Origin of the sequence: Vibrio rotiferianus (assembly GCF_002214395.1) — a bacterium.
In the GTDB taxonomy this organism is placed as follows: domain Bacteria; phylum Pseudomonadota; class Gammaproteobacteria; order Enterobacterales; family Vibrionaceae; genus Vibrio; species Vibrio rotiferianus.
This window is the reverse complement of the sequence record NZ_CP018312.1, coordinates 2,209,836-2,226,739: the sequence shown is the minus strand read 5'-3', so window position 1 is coordinate 2,226,739 and position 16,904 is coordinate 2,209,836. Positions and strand designations below refer to the sequence as shown.

Annotated in this window: 18 protein-coding genes; 11 read left to right on the top strand and 7 right to left on the bottom strand. The window is 45.4% G+C overall.

Features of this window, described 5'->3' with window-relative positions; all coding sequences use genetic code 11:
* Window positions 1-32 precede the first annotated feature (32 nt).
* From BSZ04_RS19350 to argS, 3 genes are all read right to left on the bottom strand, one after another.
* The gene (locus BSZ04_RS19350) at window positions 33-554 is read right to left on the bottom strand and encodes a YqhA family protein (RefSeq protein ID WP_088881179.1); all 522 of its coding nucleotides are present in this window, start codon (window positions 552-554) and stop codon (window positions 33-35) included.
* 150 nt (window positions 555-704) lie between these two features.
* Window positions 705-1,133, bottom strand: coding sequence for an HIT family protein (locus BSZ04_RS19345; protein WP_010446859.1), 429 nt, complete (start codon window positions 1,131-1,133; stop codon window positions 705-707).
* 299 nt (window positions 1,134-1,432) lie between these two features.
* Window positions 1,433-3,166 (bottom strand): arginine--tRNA ligase, encoded by a 1,734-nt coding sequence (gene argS / locus BSZ04_RS19340; RefSeq protein ID WP_010446861.1) that lies wholly within the window; start codon window positions 3,164-3,166, stop codon window positions 1,433-1,435.
* Window positions 3,167-3,386: 220 nt separating this feature from the next.
* Here argS and BSZ04_RS19335 point away from each other — a divergent pair, with 220 nt between their 5' ends.
* Complete coding sequence (locus tag BSZ04_RS19335) at window positions 3,387-3,983, top strand: VOC family protein (protein ID WP_088881178.1); 597 nt, start codon at window positions 3,387-3,389, stop codon at window positions 3,981-3,983.
* 474 nt (window positions 3,984-4,457) lie between these two features.
* Here BSZ04_RS19335 and purU read toward each other — a convergent pair whose 3' ends face one another.
* Window positions 4,458-5,291: a formyltetrahydrofolate deformylase gene (purU, locus tag BSZ04_RS19330; protein WP_088881177.1), complete on the bottom strand. Its 834-nt coding sequence runs from the start codon at window positions 5,289-5,291 to the stop codon at window positions 4,458-4,460.
* 193 nt (window positions 5,292-5,484) lie between these two features.
* Here purU and BSZ04_RS19325 point away from each other — a divergent pair, with 193 nt between their 5' ends.
* The 8 genes from BSZ04_RS19325 to rnd all read left to right on the top strand — a co-directional run bounded on the left by BSZ04_RS19325 (window position 5,485) and on the right by rnd (window position 13,296).
* Entirely contained in the window at window positions 5,485-5,682 is a 198-nt protein-coding gene (locus tag BSZ04_RS19325) for a hypothetical protein (protein WP_010446866.1), read from the top strand.
* A gap of 134 nt (window positions 5,683-5,816) precedes the next feature.
* Entirely contained in the window at window positions 5,817-7,742 is a 1,926-nt protein-coding gene (locus tag BSZ04_RS19320) for a DNA repair helicase YoaA (RefSeq protein WP_088881176.1), read from the top strand.
* A gap of 42 nt (window positions 7,743-7,784) precedes the next feature.
* Window positions 7,785-8,486 carry a tRNA (adenosine(37)-N6)-threonylcarbamoyltransferase complex dimerization subunit type 1 TsaB gene (tsaB, locus tag BSZ04_RS19315; protein WP_010446871.1) on the top strand — a complete coding sequence of 234 codons (702 nt, stop codon included), beginning with the start codon at window positions 7,785-7,787 and terminating at the stop codon, window positions 8,484-8,486.
* 53 nt (window positions 8,487-8,539) lie between these two features.
* The gene (locus BSZ04_RS19310) at window positions 8,540-8,845 is read left to right on the top strand and encodes a hypothetical protein (protein WP_010446873.1); all 306 of its coding nucleotides are present in this window, start codon (window positions 8,540-8,542) and stop codon (window positions 8,843-8,845) included.
* A gap of 28 nt (window positions 8,846-8,873) precedes the next feature.
* The gene (locus tag BSZ04_RS19305; RefSeq protein WP_010446875.1) at window positions 8,874-9,431 is read left to right on the top strand and encodes a Slp family lipoprotein; all 558 of its coding nucleotides are present in this window, start codon (window positions 8,874-8,876) and stop codon (window positions 9,429-9,431) included.
* Between the two features lie 6 nt (window positions 9,432-9,437).
* A complete protein-coding gene (locus tag BSZ04_RS19300) occupies window positions 9,438-10,292 on the top strand; it encodes an alpha/beta fold hydrolase (protein WP_088881637.1) in 855 nt (284 codons plus the stop codon).
* A gap of 106 nt (window positions 10,293-10,398) precedes the next feature.
* Window positions 10,399-12,090, top strand: coding sequence for a long-chain-fatty-acid--CoA ligase FadD (gene fadD, locus BSZ04_RS19295; RefSeq protein WP_038884822.1), 1,692 nt, complete (start codon window positions 10,399-10,401; stop codon window positions 12,088-12,090).
* An 87-nt stretch (window positions 12,091-12,177) separates the two neighbouring features.
* Complete coding sequence (gene rnd, locus BSZ04_RS19290; RefSeq protein ID WP_088881175.1) at window positions 12,178-13,296, top strand: ribonuclease D; 1,119 nt, start codon at window positions 12,178-12,180, stop codon at window positions 13,294-13,296.
* 297 nt (window positions 13,297-13,593) lie between these two features.
* Here rnd and minE read toward each other — a convergent pair whose 3' ends face one another.
* The 3 genes from minE to minC are packed head-to-tail and all read right to left on the bottom strand — an operon-like array spanning window position 13,594 to window position 15,354.
* Window positions 13,594-13,857, bottom strand: a complete 264-nt coding sequence (minE, locus tag BSZ04_RS19285) for a cell division topological specificity factor MinE (RefSeq protein ID WP_010446883.1) — start codon at window positions 13,855-13,857, stop codon at window positions 13,594-13,596.
* Between the two features lie 2 nt (window positions 13,858-13,859).
* Window positions 13,860-14,672, bottom strand: coding sequence for a septum site-determining protein MinD (minD, locus tag BSZ04_RS19280; protein ID WP_010446885.1), 813 nt, complete (start codon window positions 14,670-14,672; stop codon window positions 13,860-13,862).
* Between the two features lie 19 nt (window positions 14,673-14,691).
* The gene (minC, locus tag BSZ04_RS19275; RefSeq protein ID WP_010446887.1) at window positions 14,692-15,354 is read right to left on the bottom strand and encodes a septum site-determining protein MinC; all 663 of its coding nucleotides are present in this window, start codon (window positions 15,352-15,354) and stop codon (window positions 14,692-14,694) included.
* A gap of 197 nt (window positions 15,355-15,551) precedes the next feature.
* On the opposite strand from minC, the gene BSZ04_RS19270 reads away from it, so the two are divergent.
* Complete coding sequence (locus BSZ04_RS19270; RefSeq protein WP_010446889.1) at window positions 15,552-15,836, top strand: YcgL domain-containing protein; 285 nt, start codon at window positions 15,552-15,554, stop codon at window positions 15,834-15,836.
* 44 nt (window positions 15,837-15,880) lie between these two features.
* Window positions 15,881-16,852, top strand: coding sequence for a lytic murein transglycosylase (locus BSZ04_RS19265; RefSeq protein WP_010446891.1), 972 nt, complete (start codon window positions 15,881-15,883; stop codon window positions 16,850-16,852).
* Window positions 16,853-16,904: the final 52 nt, after the last annotated feature.

Sequence of the window (16,904 nt, the reverse complement as noted above, 5' to 3'; positions counted from 1 at the left end):
AATGATGCGGCTTTTCTTTTCTGTCTATTCAATCAGCGATCTTCAGAGTGCTTTGTTGAGCCCAGTTCTAAAAACTTTAATCCGAGGCTTAGAACTAAAATTGAAATTGGTAGGGTTAAGATTGTCCAGTCTAAGCTATCGAAATTAATCAGTACGAGCTCCAAGAACTTCACAAATAAAATCACAATAATGACTTCAGCTAAGATGTTTTTTAGGTGACCAATGTTTGGTGTTCTGATCCAATGCAAAACGGATTGGTCTTGTGTTTTAGCTTTAACTTTATTGGAGATAAACAGAGTAAAGATACCGTGAGCAAAGATAAACAAAACCAGTGCGACAAGAAACGTATCTAGAGACTTGATCAAATAAGCGATCGCGATGTCTGCTTTATCTAAATGTGCGAGTGTTTCTGGAGGTGTTTGATTAAGAATGAAGACCGCAAATGCCGAGTAGGTTTTTGCTGCACCCATAACAAAAAGCAAGAACGAAGCAGCCATAGAACAGATGATGGCAATCCAGCTGACGTATCGGAATGTGTTGAAGACTTGTTTCATGATGACCCTCTCTAATTGAGCGAGCAGTCTAAACAAGTTTGATTTGAGTGATAATCCCAGAAAAATGAGAAAGATTGTTACAAATAGGTATTAATCTTTCTCTGTCTGTTTCAGCCGTATTCAAAGACGAATTATTTTCGCTAGCAGTGCTTATGCCTTTTGGAAAATAGAGCTCAGTGATAGCACGTTCTTAATACGACCAAGCAACTCGTTTTGCTCTTCTTCTGTGCGGAATTCACCTTTGGTGTTACCCCAAACTGGTCCCGGCCATGCAACATCGTCTTCGAAGCGAGCAATATGGTGAATGTGCAGTTGTGGCACCATGTTACCTAGCGCGCCAAGGTTTAACTTGTCTGGACGGAATGTTGCTTCCAGTGCTTGGCTTACCGCTTGAGACTCTAGCAAAAACTGTTGCTGTTCTTGCATTGGCAAGTGGTGAAGCTCTTTTAGGTTTGCACGCTTAGGTACCAAGATAACCCATGGCACGGCATTGTCTTTATGCAGAAGTGCCACGCACAGTGGGAAGTGACCGATAACGGTGGTGTCTTTTGCCAGTTGAGGGTGCAGTTCAAAACTCATGATCTTTCCAATTAATTGTTTTAGTTGAGTATAAGGTTGGAGAGAGGATGTGGCTAGGTCTTAAATACTAAACGAGAGATTCCCTATCACGTTCGTCCCTCACTGTAGGGAATGACGAGTTTCTACCGACGCTAGTGGGGAAGTGCTTGGTTTCACGCAAATGAGATATGAGGAGCAATAAAAAAGGTTGACGCTTTCACGCCAACCGTTCTAAATCGTCTCGATTCTCGATTCTCGATTCTCGATTCTCGATTCTCGATTCTCGATTCTCGATTCTCGATTCTCGATTCTCGATTCTCTTACATACGCTCTAGAGTATCGATACCTAGTAGAGATAGACCTTGCTTGATGGTCTTCGCCGTTAGCGCTGCTAGTTTCAGACGGCTTTGTTTCACAGCTTCGTCTTCAGCAACTAGGATAGGGCACGCTTCGTAGAAGCTAGAGAACTGACCTGCTAGTTCGAATAGGTAGCTACACATGATGTGCGGTTGACCTTCGCGAGCAACAGATTGAACCGCTTCTTCGAATTGCATAAGTTTTGCGATAAGCGCTTTTTCTTTCTCGTCAGTGATCTTAATTTCACCTTGTAGATCATCCATAGAAACGCCAGCTTTAGCGAATACAGATGCTACACGAGTGTAAGCGTATTGCATGTAAGGTGCAGTGTTACCTTCGAACGCTAGCATGTTGTCCCAATCGAACACGTAGTCTGTGGTACGGTGCTTAGAAAGGTCTGCGTACTTAACCGCTGCCATTGCAACTGTGTTAGCGATCGCTTTCTTCTCGTCTTCTGCTAGTTCTGGGTTCTTAGATTCGATCAGCTGTGCTGCACGAACTTCTGCTTCATCAAGAAGATCTGCAAGACGAACCGTACCACCTGCACGAGTCTTGAATGGTTTACCATCTTTACCTAGCATCATGCCGAATGCGTGGTGTTCAAGAGAAACAGATTCTGGGATGTAACCCGCTTTACGAACAATAGTCCAAGCTTGCATTAGGTGCTGGTGCTGACGAGAGTCGATGAAGTAAAGCACACGATCTGCGCCTAGCTCTTCGTAACGGTATTTCGCACATGCGATATCTGTTGTTGTGTATAGGAAGCCGCCGTCACGCTTCTGAACGATAACGCCCATCGCTTCGCCGTCTTTGTTCTTGAATTCTTCAAGGAACACAACTTGTGCGCCATCATCTTCAACCGCAAGGCCTTGTGCTTTAAGGTCTGCTACGATCTTAGGTAGCATGTCGTTGTACATGCTCTCGCCCATTACGTCATCACGAGATAGAGATACGTTTAGACGATCGTAGTTGCGTTGGTTTTGGATCATGGTTACGTCAACCAGCTTCTTCCACATTTCTGCGCAGAACTCGTCGCCGCTTTGCAGTTTCACAACGTAGTTACGTGCTTTCACTGCGAATTCTTCGTCTTCGTCGTACAGTTTCTTAGACTCACGGTAGAAGCCTTCAAGGTCAGCCAGTTCCATAGAAACTTCGCCAGACTCTTGTTGTACACGCTCAAGGTTTGCGATAAGCATACCGAACTGAGTACCCCAGTCACCGATGTGGTTCGCACGGATCACTTTGTGACCTAGGAACTCAAGAGTACGTACTACCGCATCACCGATGATGGTTGAACGTAGGTGACCAACGTGCATTTCTTTCGCAACGTTTGGTGCAGAGTAGTCAGCAACGATAGTTTGAGCTTCGTCTGCAGCAACGCCAAGGCGTGAGTCAGCCAGTGCTGCTTCTGCTTGCTTCGCTAGAAACTCTTCGCTTAGGAAAATGTTGATGAAACCAGGACCTGCGATTTCTGTCTTGCTCGCAATACCGTCTAGGTCTAGAACATCCAGTACTTTCTGTGCAAATTCTCGTGGGTTAGTACCCAGTTTTTTAGCAACGCCCATTACGCCGTTTGCTTGGTAGTCACCAAATTGTGGCTTTGCTGATTGGCGAACTGCAGCAGGACTGCCTGCAGGTGCGCCAGCGGCTTCTAGAGCCTGAGATACTTTGTCATTAATAAGTGCTTGGATATTCACACGCGTTTCCTTCAATTCAAGGACGAAGAACTCGGCGATATAAGTGCCGAGTTCTGTTGGAGTTCACAAAAATGGGGCTAATGATAACAACTTTATTGCTTTTCATACAGAGAGGAATTGGGGAAATTTATACTTTTTCGATTGAATGGAAATGTGGCTTGGTTTGCGTTTACTATTGCGCTCAGAGTAATGAGATAAATCGCCCCAAAAGAGAGCCACAATGACGACTCAACTAGTTGAAAAACGCCTAGCGCCTGAATTGATGATCCAAGATCTGGATGCATTTATGGCGAAGATTGAAGAGCTTGCATCTCTGTTAAAACTGGATCTGAGCTTTGCTCAAGCTGACCATATTGCGCTGCGTATTAATGATACTGAAACAGCGAAAGCCGCGCATGAAGCATGGAATCAATACGGTAAGGTGATTTCACGAGCGAAAATCAACGGTCGCCCGATTATTGTTATTGAATTCGACAAAGCGTTGGAAAGCCGTGGCTGGAAGATTGAGTGTTTGGAGCTGCCATACCCTGCGGAAGGCAAAATCTACCCAACTGAAAGCTGGGAACATGTGGAGTTTGTGATTCCGTCTCATGCCGAAACCGCAGATGAGTTTCTTGCTGATTTGAAACACACTTATCCAGCGTTTGGCGCACGCTTTAGTGAGTTAGAAGAGCTGGGTGTGAAGATCAAACTATCGAGCCCGAAAGGGGAAGGCGAACGCTTGAATAACCCAACGGTGGCGTTTAAGTATCAAGGCATTTGTATCAAGCTGCACCCGCATTCACTCAAGCGTATTGTGGAGTCTGAGCAGGCTTAATTTGTTTTACGTGCGCTATTAGCTTTGTGGGCAAACTGGAGCTGACAGTGCGCGGATATGAGATTCCTGATCTCGCTTAAGCTCGTCGGAATGACGCGTTTGAGTTGTTTGCGCTTGGTTAAGTGGTGCGTATTAATGCGTTTTTATGCCTATGTCCCACTTATGTCATTCCTGACATCGAAGAAAGAGTGCTGTCGTGAAGGTTAGCGTTAAATCGCAGGATTCCTGATCTTGCTTAAGCTTGTCGGACTGACGAAGTTCAAGTCGTTTGTGTTTGGTTAAGTGATGTGCACTAATTAGCTTTCATGCTCACGCCTCATTTACGTCATTCCCGAAAGCGACGAAGGAGCGCAGTCGGGAATCTCTTACATGCACTGCCATAAAACATCCGACGACTGATACAAAAAACGCGTAACGAAAAGGCAATACCTTCTCTAATTACGCGTTTTTAATAGTTAACAGTCAGTCGCTAACTTAAAGAATAACCGTCTTATTACCGTAAACAAAAACGTGGTCATTGAGCACTTTGTTCAGTGCTTTGCTCAACACGTTCTTTTCTACATCACGACCCGCTTGCGCCATATCTTGTGCGCTGAAGGTGTGATCGACAGGAATTACGTCCTGTTTAATGATTGGCCCTTCATCTAGATCATTGGTAACAAAGTGTGCGGTTGCACCAATGATTTTCACGCCACGATCAAACGCTTGTTGGTACGGTTTCGCACCGATGAAAGCGGGCAAGAAACTGTGGTGAATATTAATAATCTTGTGATGGTACTGCTCTACAAAAGCTGGGGTTAGCACACGCATGTACTTCGCCAGAACTAAAAAGTCCGCATCGTATTGAGCGATAACTTCGAGTATCTTTTGCTCATGCTCTTCGCGGCTCAGATCTTCGTGAGTAACATGGTGATAAGGGATATCGAAGCGTTCAGTAAGGCCTTGTAGCTTGTCGTAGTTACCGACAACGGCTGCGATCTCTACATCCAAACTTCCGTCGTAGTTCTTCATTAAAATATCGCCTAAACAATGCGCTTCTTTGGTTACTAAAATAACGATACGCTTACGGCGGGAACTGATGAGCTTTCGCTTCGCACCTTGAGGCAGTGCTTGGTCTAAATCTGCTAGAAAAGTCTGATCATTGAAGTAGCCTTCTAGCTCGGTACGCATAAAAAAGTGACCACTGGCATTATCTACAAACTCATTATTGTGGACGATATTCAGTTGGTGCTTATAACATATATTGGTGATTTTTGAGATCAGGCCTGGGGCGTCTGAACAATGAGTAAGTAGTGTTTTCTTTTCCATAAATAGAATACTTCCATGTTTTATTTTTTTTAGCGTACGAAAAATTGTTTAGCCCTAATAGGGTGAACTATGCCGCAATTTGACCACCATAAATAATCTATTATCAAAATGGTTTCAACAAATTATCTAGGTGAATTTAAACAGTCACAAGTTTGTTGACGTAAGACAAAATTAAAAGGCTAAGGTGGTGCGTATGGATAAAGAACTACTAGCACGCAAACTGTACCAAGAGCGAGTAAGTGCACTGGTGGGAGAACAAGGCATTGATGAGCAGGTGCTCAGTCAAATGTGGGAAAATAAAGCCACTCCTACCGAAGCGGCGAAAGCCATGGTATCGGACGATGCATTCCAAGGACCAGCTTGGCTAAATCGCTACTTAAATCGTAAATAACTTCACAAACACCTTCCGGGGCGGGTCTTATTATTGGCTCGCCCCGGCTCACTTTCTGCACTTTTGTCACCTCGTGATCCTTTCCCGTTCTTTGGTATACTCTCGGCAATTTTTCTCGCTCAGGCAAAAAGTGGATGATCGCAAAAACCTTTTCCTCTGATGGTGCGCTAGGTAAAGCTATACCTGGTTTTCAAGCTCGTCAGCCCCAAATCGATATGGCAGAAGCCGTCAGCAGTGCGATCAAAGACCAAACTCAGCTGGTGGTTGAAGCAGGGACGGGAACAGGTAAAACCTTCGCTTACCTTGTGCCTGCGTTATTGAGTGGCAAAAAAGTCATCATCAGTACCGGGTCTAAGAACTTACAAGAGCAGCTATATCATCGTGACCTGCCGTTGATGGTGAATGCGCTGGGATTCTATGGTCAAGTAGCATTGTTAAAAGGTCGCTCTAACTACCTTTGTTTAGATCGCTTAAGTCGACAGATGGTCGAAAGCCACACCAACGAAGCAGATCCAACACTGCTGACTCAATTGGTCAAGGTACGCTCTTGGTCTTCGGAAACGAAAACGGGCGATTTAGGAGATTGTGAAGATCTGCCTGAAGACAGCATGATCATCCCAACCATTACCTCAACCAACGACAACTGCTTAGGCAAAGAGTGTCCGAGCTATACTGATTGTTTCGTCTTAAAAGCACGTAAACGTGCGATGGATTCGGACATCGTTGTCGTAAACCACCATCTGTTCCTCGCCGATCTTGCGATAAAAGAAACGGGTTTTGGCGAACTGATCCCTGAGGCAGATGTCTTCATCTTCGACGAAGCCCACCAGCTTCCAGATATCGCCAGCGAATACTTCGGACAGTCGATCTCCAGCCGTCAGATCCAAGAGCTTGCCAAAGATATTGAAATTGCCTACCGCACAGAAGCGAAAGACATGCGTCAACTGCAAAAAGTGGGGGATAAACTGATGCAAAGTGTCATGGACATGCGCATTGTATTAGGTGAACCTGGTTTTCGTGGCAACTGGCGTGAGGCTCTGCAATCGGAATCGATTAAGCGTGAACTGGTACGTTTAATTGATAGCCTAGATCTTGCCATCGATGTACTAAAACTGGCGTTGGGTAGAAGCCAATTGCTGGATACCGCGTTTGAGCGTGCCAACCTTATCAAAGGTCGGATCGACAGAGTGTGTGACGTAGACATCACCGGTTATTCCTACTGGTACGATACTTCTCCGCGCCATTTCGCCCTGCACATTACACCGCTTTCGGTGGCGGATAAATTCCATGAGCAAATCGAAATCAAACAAGGTGCGTGGATTTTTACCTCAGCAACCCTTGCTGTCTCTGGTGACTTCAAGCACTTTACTGAACGCTTAGGGCTGAAGCCAAAACAACAGTTTTCCCTGCCTTCTCCGTTTGATTACGAGCAGCAAGCGCGTTTATGTGTACCTCGTTATTTACCTGAGCCAAACAGCCCAGGCTTAGCCGACAAACTGGTGCGAATGCTCGCGCCTGTCATTGAAGAGAATGACGGACGTTGTTTCTTCTTATGTACTTCGCACAGTATGATGCGTGAGCTAGGAGAGCGCTTCCGTGAAGTGCTGGATTTGCCAGTACTCATGCAAGGTGAGATGAGTAAACAGAAGACCCTAGCCGAGTTTATGGAGCTGGGTAATGCACTGCTGGTGGCCACTGGTGCATTTTGGGAAGGGATAGATGTTAGAGGTGATGCACTGAGCTGTGTTATCATCGATAAATTACCGTTTACAGCCCCTGATGATCCATTGCTTAAGGCACGTATTGAAGATTGTCGGTTACGTGGTGGTGAGCCATTTGCAGAAGTGCAAATTCCGGACGCCGTTATTACGTTAAAACAAGGGGTAGGGCGTTTGATTCGAGATCAGAAAGATCACGGTGCATTAATCATTTGTGACAACCGTTTGGTCACACGAGATTATGGTGGGATCTTTTTAGCAAGTTTACCTCCGATCCCAAGAACACGAGATCTAGAACGAATCAAAACATTCCTAAAAGCCGAACAAGATAGCCAGTCATAGAGTGGCCTTAATTACATTTAGAACAGAGTTATAGAGAGTCAAATGAGCGCAAAAATTCTTGCTATCGATACTGCAACAGAAAATTGTTCTGTTGCATTATTAGTGGGTGATAAAGTGATTTCACGTAGTGAAGTTGCACCTCGCGATCACACCAAGAAAGTGCTACCAATGGTAGATGAACTTCTGAAAGAAGCCGGTTTGACCCTTCAAGAGTTGGATGCGCTTGCGTTTGGTCGTGGTCCGGGTAGCTTTACTGGTGTTCGTATCGGTATTGGTATTGCACAAGGCTTAGCATTTGGTGCAGATCTACCAATGATTGGCGTTTCAACACTTGCAGCCATGGCGCAAGGCAGCTACCGCAGACACGGTGCGACTGATGTTGCGGTTGCAATTGATGCACGCATGAGTGAAGTTTATTGGGCTCGTTATACTCGTCAAGAGAATGGTGAATGGGCAGGAGTGGATGCAGAATGCGTGATTCCACCTGCGCGTTTAGCCGAAGAAGTACAAGCTGACGATAATACATGGACAACCGCAGGTACAGGTTGGGATGCATACCAAGATGAGTTAGGTCAACTTCGATTGAATCTAACTGCTGGTGAGGTACTTTACCCTGATTCGCAAGACATTGTCATTTTGGCGAAACAGGAGCTGGAGAAAGGCAATACCGTTCCAGTAGAAGAGTCGAGCCCAGTTTATCTGCGTGACAATGTGACTTGGAAGAAGCTACCAGGTCGCGAATAATCCTTATTGAGTTAGGGCGAAGTTTACTTCGCCCTAAATAAAGATGGAGCGTTATGGCATCGATAAATGGTTTACCTCCTGCGTTGGTTCCCGGTGCAAATCGAACGACGAAAACCAACAAAAAAAGTCAGGTAAAGAAAAGTCAGCAAAAGCAACCCGTTGGCCAACCATCAAAGGTGGCGAATGCGGTCGCGCACTCCATCAAACAGGTTGATGAATCACAAATACATCGGGCTCAAATTCAATATGATTTGCCTGAAGGACGTGCTCGCAAAGCCATGGAAGAATATATGGGTGTAATGAACCAAGCGAAAAAAGAGGAACTCGCTCAATTGCTTGGTGTCGATATTTACATCTAAACTGCAACACAACCTTTAAAGGGGAAACATGAACCTATCCAAACGAATTTTATTTACCCTTCTTGTTACGATTGGCTTGTCCGCGTGTAGCTCCCTACCAGAAGAGCTTACTGCGTCAACAGAACAAGTCATGACAGATTACAAAACCTTCGCAGAATCCCAAGGTCAAGTTAAGGAAGACGTAAGACTCGGCGGCGTTATTGCTCAAGTCGACAACTTGAAAGATAAAACCCGTTTGGAAGTTGTGAACCTCCCAATTAGTAAAACTGGTAAACCAAATATTGATAAAGAACCTATTGGCCGCTTTGTTGTATATATGGATGGATATTTAGAACCAGTATCGTTTAGCAAAGGCAGGCTGATTACTGTTGTTGGTAAAAGTGCAGGGGAAGAGCAAGGCAAAATCGGTGAGCACCCTTACATTTTCCCTGTAGTGAAAGGCGATGGCTACCGCTTATGGAAGATTGAAGAGCGTGTACGCATGTACGATACGCCAACTTACTTCTACCCTTGTTACTCCATTAACTGCCGCATGATGAGAAATGACTTCCCACAAGACGGCAAGGTGATCAAGAAGGTTAAGTAATCTGTGATTAATGAGCGCCGTTTTGAACTCCCATCTGGGAGTATGGCTGCCCTAGAGATCGGAAACGAAAAAACGACTGCTTGTTCAGTCGTTTTTCTTCATGGGTGGATGGATAATGCGGGCAGTTTTAAGGCTCTGATGAATGCTATTCACCAGAGAGCGCCGGAGCTTCACTTGTTAGCAATTGACCTATTTGGTCATGGTCTCTCCAGTCATAAATCCTCCGATAATTACTATCCTTTTCATGACTACATTGCTGATTTACACCAACTATTGGATGAATTATCGCCAAACAGACTGGTGTTAGTAGGGCATTCACTAGGCGCATTAATCGCAAGTTGCTATAGTGCTGCTTTTCCAGAGCAAGTCGAAGCATTAGTGCAAATTGAAGGGGCGGGCCCACTCGCTGAAAACCCTTCAAATAGCGTTAAACGTCTGCGTAGCGGTGTCCTCACTCGACAACGTCAACGTAACAAACCGGAGCGAGCCATCGCTTCTTTCGATCTGGCGTTAAAGCTACGCATGCAAGCGAATCAGCTGACTGCCGAGCAGTTGATGCCTATCGTAGAGCGCGGAACTGAATGTCGTGATAACCAATGGTTTTGGCGACATGATGCCAAATTAAAATGCGAGTCTCTTTATCGTATGGCGCAGGATCACGCGAATGCGATCACCAGCCAAATCTGCTGTCCGCACCTGATCATTTTAGGTGACAAAGGATTTCAGCATTTACAGTCTAACCAAGTCGATTGGGGAGAAAATCCGCCGAATGTGGTTTCTGTCGCGGGTGGGCATCATTGTCATTTAGAGCAAAAGCTCGAGGTCGCAAAGCGAATTCTTGGTGTAGTTAACAAAATTTAAACAAGTGTTTGAGAGTTACGTGCTCAAGCACGTTTGCTGTGCTGTAATAGTGCTCAAAATAAAAAGGACGCTATTTTTTAGCCAGTTATAAACGAGGAGTAACATCGTGGATAAACCATGGCTTTCACGTTATCCAAGTGACGTACCTGAAACCATCAATCCAGAGCAATATGAGTCTTTGGTAGAAATGTTCGAGCAGTCTGTACAAAAATACGCAGACCAACCGGCATTCATGAACATGGGCTCGGTCATGACCTTCCGCAAATTGGAAGAGCGTAGCCGCGCATTTGCCGCATACCTACAAAACGAACTAAAGCTGAAAAAGGGTGACCGCGTTGCTCTTATGATGCCAAACCTGCTGCAATACCCTGTCGCGCTATTTGGTATTTTGCGTGCTGGTTGTATCGCGGTGAACGTGAACCCACTTTACACTCCCCGTGAGCTAGAGCATCAGCTAAACGATGCTGGCGCAACGGCGATCGTTATCGTTTCTAACTTCGCGAACACACTTGAGCAGATCGTTGAAAACACGCCTGTTAAGCACGTAGTTCTGACCAGCCTTGGTCAAATGCTGCCACGTGCGAAAGGTACGCTTGTCGACTTCGTAGTTAAGTACGTGAAAGGCATGGTACCTAAGTACGATCTGCCTGGTGCAATCTCAATGCGTAAAGCGCTGCACAAAGGTCGTCGTCTTCAGTACGTGAAGCCATTTATGTCTGGCGATGATATTGCGTTCCTTCAGTACACCGGTGGTACAACGGGCGTAGCCAAAGGCGCAATCCTGACGCACCGCAATATGATTGCGAACGTAATGCAGGCGAAAGGCGCGTATGGCCCCGTTCTGTCTCCGGGGCGTGAACTGGTTGTGACGGCGTTGCCGCTTTATCACGTATTTGCGCTGACGGTGAACTGTCTACTATTCATCGAAATGGGTGGCAATAACCTACTGATTACCAACCCACGTGACATTCCAGGTTTTGTGAAAGAGCTGCAGAAGCACCAGTTCACCGCGATTACCGGCGTAAATACGCTGTTTAATGCATTGGTAAACAACGAAGATTTCCATGAGCTAGATTTCAGTAACCTTCGCCTAGCAGTAGGTGGTGGTATGGCAGTACAACGCGCGGTTGCAGAGAGTTGGCAGAAAACAACCGGATGTTACCTACTAGAAGGTTACGGCCTAACAGAATGTTCTCCGCTCGTGGCGGCTTACCCGCATGACCTAGTGGAATACAACGGCTCTATCGGTCTGCCTGTGCCATCAACGGAAGTACGTATCGTTGATGAAGAAGGTAACGGCTTACCAAACACTGAAACCGGTGAGCTTCAAGTCCGTGGTCCTCAAGTTATGCAGGGCTACTGGCAGCGTCCGGAAGCGACCAAAGAAGTGATCAACGAAGATGGTTGGTTATCGACCGGTGATATCGTTAAGTTTGATGAGGAAGGCTTCCTACACATCGTCGACCGTAAGAAAGACATGATTCTTGTGTCTGGCTTCAACGTTTACCCGAACGAAATCGAAGACGTGGTTGCTCTGCACGGTAAAGTGCTTGAGGTCGCTGCTATTGGTCAGCCTCACGAAGTTTCTGGTGAGTTAGTGAAGATTTACGTGGTTAAACGTGATCCAAGCTTAACTAAAGACGAAGTCATTGCACATTGTCGCCAACACCTAACTGGCTACAAAGTACCTAAGTTGGTTGAGTTCCGTGAAGATCTACCTAAGACCAACGTAGGTAAGATCCTTCGACGCGTATTGCGTGAAGAAAACGACGCAGAGCTCGCGAAGAAGAGCGCATAAGCGGATTTCTTTGTGCAACAATCATTTATTGATAATTAATGTTAGAATGCCAGCGTTTTGCTGGCATTTTTTTATAGCGAGAAGCATGTGAATTATCAAATTATTACTAAAAACAAAGACCTAGAACAAGTTTGCGCTCTAGCTCGAGAAGCAGATGTCGTTATGTTGGATACTGAGTTTGTCCGTGTAAGGACTTACTATCCGCAGCTAGGCTTGATTCAGCTTTTCGATGGCAAGCAACTTTCCCTAATTGACCCAACTGAACTTACCGACATGAGTTCATTTGTTGAGTTACTTAAAGACACCTCAGTACTTAAAGTTCTACACGCATGCGGTGAAGATCTAGAAGTCTTCCAAAATGCCTTTGATTGCACGCCATTCCCAATGGTGGACACTCAGCTTATGGCGGCGTTTCTTGGCCATGGACTTTCAACCGGTTTTGCAACGCTAGTCGAAGAATACCTTGGTGTGGAACTGGATAAGAGTGAATCTCGCACCGATTGGATGGCACGTCCATTAACACAAAAGCAGCTTGATTATGCCGCCGCGGATGTTCACTACTTGCTGCCTCTCTATGAGAAGTTGTTCGATAAGGTGACGGAAGCAGGCTGGTGGGAAGCTGTTCAGCAAGAAAGCGACCTACTGGTTTCTAAACGTATTCGTAATACGAACCCAGACAACGCCTACCTTGATATTAAAGGCGCTTGGCAGCTAAAACCTCGTGAGTTAGCCATTCTTAAGCCTCTTGCAACTTGGCGTTACCGCGAAGCACTAAAGCGCGATCTTGCGCTGAACTTTATCTTCAAAGAAGGGGACTTGCTCACAGTGGCACGCCTTGGCCTGACGAGTTTCAAGAAGATGGAAGCCGAAGGTATTGATATTCGCGCAATCAATCGTCATGGTGCGCGTATAGCGGCTATCGTCAAGCAAGCGAAGCTCACTCCAGCCGATGAGTACCCTGCTACTATTGAACGTTTGATGGATTACCCTGGCTACAAGCAAATCTTCAAGAACATGAAGGACGTAGTGAAAGTAGCGTCTCAAAAATCTGGCTTAGCGACCGAGTTTTTGGCGTCGAAAAAGCAGATTAACCAAATCATCAGTTGGGTTTGGAAGAAAGATCGTGATCCAGCGAGACTACCGGACGTGATGCAAGGTTGGCGTCTAGAGTTGCTCGGTGAGAAGATGGATAAGATTCTCAAGTAAGCACTACTCAAAACAAGATAAACGAAAAAGGTTGGCAAATAGGCCAACCTTTTTTGTAACACGCATTTGTATTTTGCCTGAAGTTCTCATCTTACGACGCTAAGCTACCGAGTCGTTCCAGATAATCTAGCGAACTGTAAGAATCTAAGTGAGACTAGGAGTCTACTCACAGCTCGCTTTGAAGCCAAAGCCATACCTCAACAATTCGAGCGCCCTGGTAACAGATTCTGAATCACGCTCGTTCCTCGCTGTTCAGAATGACGAAGAGGAGGGTACTCAGGCAAAGGTGAAAAGTAATTACTTCTCGTCTTCTGGCAACTTCACGTTGAGCTCAAGAACGGAAATATCATCGTCTTTGTGCTCAAACGTCAGGTCAACCATGTTCGGGTCAATAGCCACGTACTTACTGATCACTTTAAGGATGTCTTCCTTAAGTTGCGGTAAGTATGAAGGCGCAGGATCATCTTGGCTACGGCGTTCCGCCACGATGATTTGTAAACGCTCTTTCGCTAGGCTTGCTGATGCTTTCTTCTGAGGTCGGAAAAATTCCAATAGTGACATTATTAGCCTCCAAATAGTCGTTTAAAGAGTCCTTTCTTCTCCTCAGTAAGGAAACGAAATTCAACTTGCTCACCCAGTAGGCGGTCAACGGTATCTGAGTACGCCATACCAGCATCTGTATTCTCATCAAAAATAACAGGAACACCTTTGTTTGATGCATTCAATACAGCTTGGCTTTCAGGGATAACACCAAGTAGGGAAATATGCAGGATCTCTTCTACGTCTTGAACGCTCAGCATTTCACCTTGGTTTACACGGCCAGGGTTGTAGCGAGTCAGTAGAAGGTGCTGCTTCACTGGCTCTAAACCTTGCTCAGCGCGAAGTGATTTAGAATCAAGAATACCAAGAATACGGTCTGAATCGCGTACTGAAGAGACTTCAGGGTTGGTTGTTACGATCGCTTCATCGGCGTAGTAAAGCGCCATTAGGGCACCTTGCTCGATACCTGCTGGAGAGTCACAGATAATGAAATCGAAACCCATCTCACCCATCTCGTTGAACACACGTTGTACACCGTCTCTAGTCAGTGCATCTTTATCTCGAGTTTGAGAAGCAGGAAGAATAAACAGGTTATCGGTACGTTTGTCTTTGATCAACGCTTGGTTCAGCGTTGCCTCACCATTAATAACGTTAACGAAATCATAAACAACGCGACGTTCGCAGCCCATGATTAAATCGAGATTACGCAGGCCGATATCGAAATCGATCACCGCTGTCTTTTTACCCTTGAGGGCAAGACCAGAAGCGATGGCTGCGCTAGAAGTGGTTTTACCCACGCCACCCTTACCAGACGTTACAACAATAATGCGTGCCATTTTATTTCCTTTTTAAAACTTAAATCGTGAGAGTCTCAAGATGTAATGATTCTTCTGCTTTACTGATCATTACTTTTTGTTTCCAGAACTCACTCGCAATTTGATCACTAAGCCAATAGTCACCCGCTATGGAGATTAGCTCAGCTTGTAAATTGTGGCAGATAATTCGAGCTTCGCTTTGTCCGCTTGCTCCTGCGATTGCACGGCCACGTAATGTTCCGTGAATATGAATAGAGCCATCGGCAATGACTTCAGCCCCTTCGCTAACATGCGCGAGTACGACTAAATCGCCATCTTTGGCGTATACCTGTTGGCCAGAGCGAACAGGTGTGCGCACCACTTTAGTTGGTGCCATTTTCGCTGGTGCTTTTGCAGGAGATTTACTAGCAGACATAATGGCGAAGCCCGCTTCAGAGGCAAGGTTTTGTACGCGTTTGTCTTTGCAACCCGTTACGCCAACCGGAATAAAGCCGGCATCAGCAATACCTTGCTTCAATGCGCTAAAATCAATATCGCCTTCGACTTTTGCTATATTGATCACCAATGGGGCGGACGCAAAAAAAGAAGGAGCTTGAGAAACCTTTTCTTGCAAAAATTCGACAGTTTTGACGATCTCATTGTCAGAAAGGTGTAAAACAGACAATGTAAAACTGCTACCTTTAAGGTCAGGTGAATGGGTCATCGTGGACTTCTTGCCTCTGTTGAAAGAGCGTTGCCTTAAACTAGGTATGTCATGTTATATTTCATCCCTTGACGCAGCAAGTTATCTTAAGGGCAAATAAGTGATTTAATCTCATTTTTGCTATCAAGTTTGCGAGAATTTTACGTTTTTATTTAAATCCGCCCCAAAATGGCGGAAATCAGCACAAAAGGCTTGTCATGCTTTGTTCTATTTATAAAAGTTCCAAGAAAGAAGGCGCTTACCTCTACATCCCGAAAAAAGACGATTTTTCACAGGTGCCTGACACACTTATGCAGATGTTCGGTAAGCCTATGCCGGTTATGACGATCAAACTAGAAGGTCGTAGCTTAGCGCAAGTGGATGTCGAGAAAGTGAAAGCTTCATTACAAAACGAAGGCTTTTTCCTTCAGTTGCCGCCACCACCAGAAAATTTATTAGAAAAATACAAAGAACAAAAAGCTCAACAGAAAGACGAACAATAAGTCGGTTTGCTATTGAGTGATCTGCCTTGCTCAAGGAGGGCAATATGAAAAAAATACTGGCAACGATGCTTAGCTTAGGGGTTTGTACTTCGGCTTTTGCTAGTAGCGAAGGATTTGACGAATACCTTAATAAACTGCGAGCAGAAGCTCGTGATAAAGGTATCTCTGAGCAAGTCATCAGTGCCGCGTTTGCCGATGTTGAATACAAACCACGCGCGGTGAAAGCGGACCGAAACCAGCCAGAAAAAAAACTGACGTTGGACGAGTATATCCCTCGTGCAGTACCTGAGTGGAAGGTTAAACAAGCGAAGCAGTTATACAAAGAGCATTACGCAGAGCTAAAACGCATTGGCGATGAGTTTGGTGTTCAACCGCGTTTTATTGTCGCGCTTTGGGGCGTGGAAAGTAATTTCGGCAAGTTCACTGGCAACTTCCGCGTTATCGATGCGTTGTCGACCATGGCATTTGAAGGTCGACGTGAAGAGTTTTTCCGCAAAGAAACCATGGCTGCGCTACAAATTCTTGATCAAGGCCATATCGAGCTAGAAAACTTTAAAGGCTCGTGGGCTGGTGCAATGGGACAGTGTCAGTTTATGCCTAGCTCATTTTTGCGTTTTGCCGCAGATGGCAATGGCGACGGTAAGAAAGACATCTGGCAATCAGAAGCAGATGTGTTTGCCTCAACCGCTAACTACTTAGGTGAGTCTGGTTGGGACGATAAATACACGTGGGGTCGTCAAGTAAAAGTGCCGCATGGTATTGATCATAACCTTGAAGGTCGTGGTGCTGAAAAAGGCAAGTACCTGCAAGAGTGGAGCAAGTTGGGCATTACTAAGTACGATGGTAGTCCGCTACCTAAACTGGATGAAGACATCAAAGCTTGGCTAATCATGCCAGACGATGAAAACGGCCGTACTTACTTGGTGTACAACAACTACAACGTATTGATGAAGTGGAACCGCTCTTACTACTTCGCACTAGCGGTAAGTCATTTAGCTGACCGCATCACTTTCTAAGTGCTTAATTCTAATTAATCAGTGAATATGAAAGGGGCTCTTCGGAGCCCTT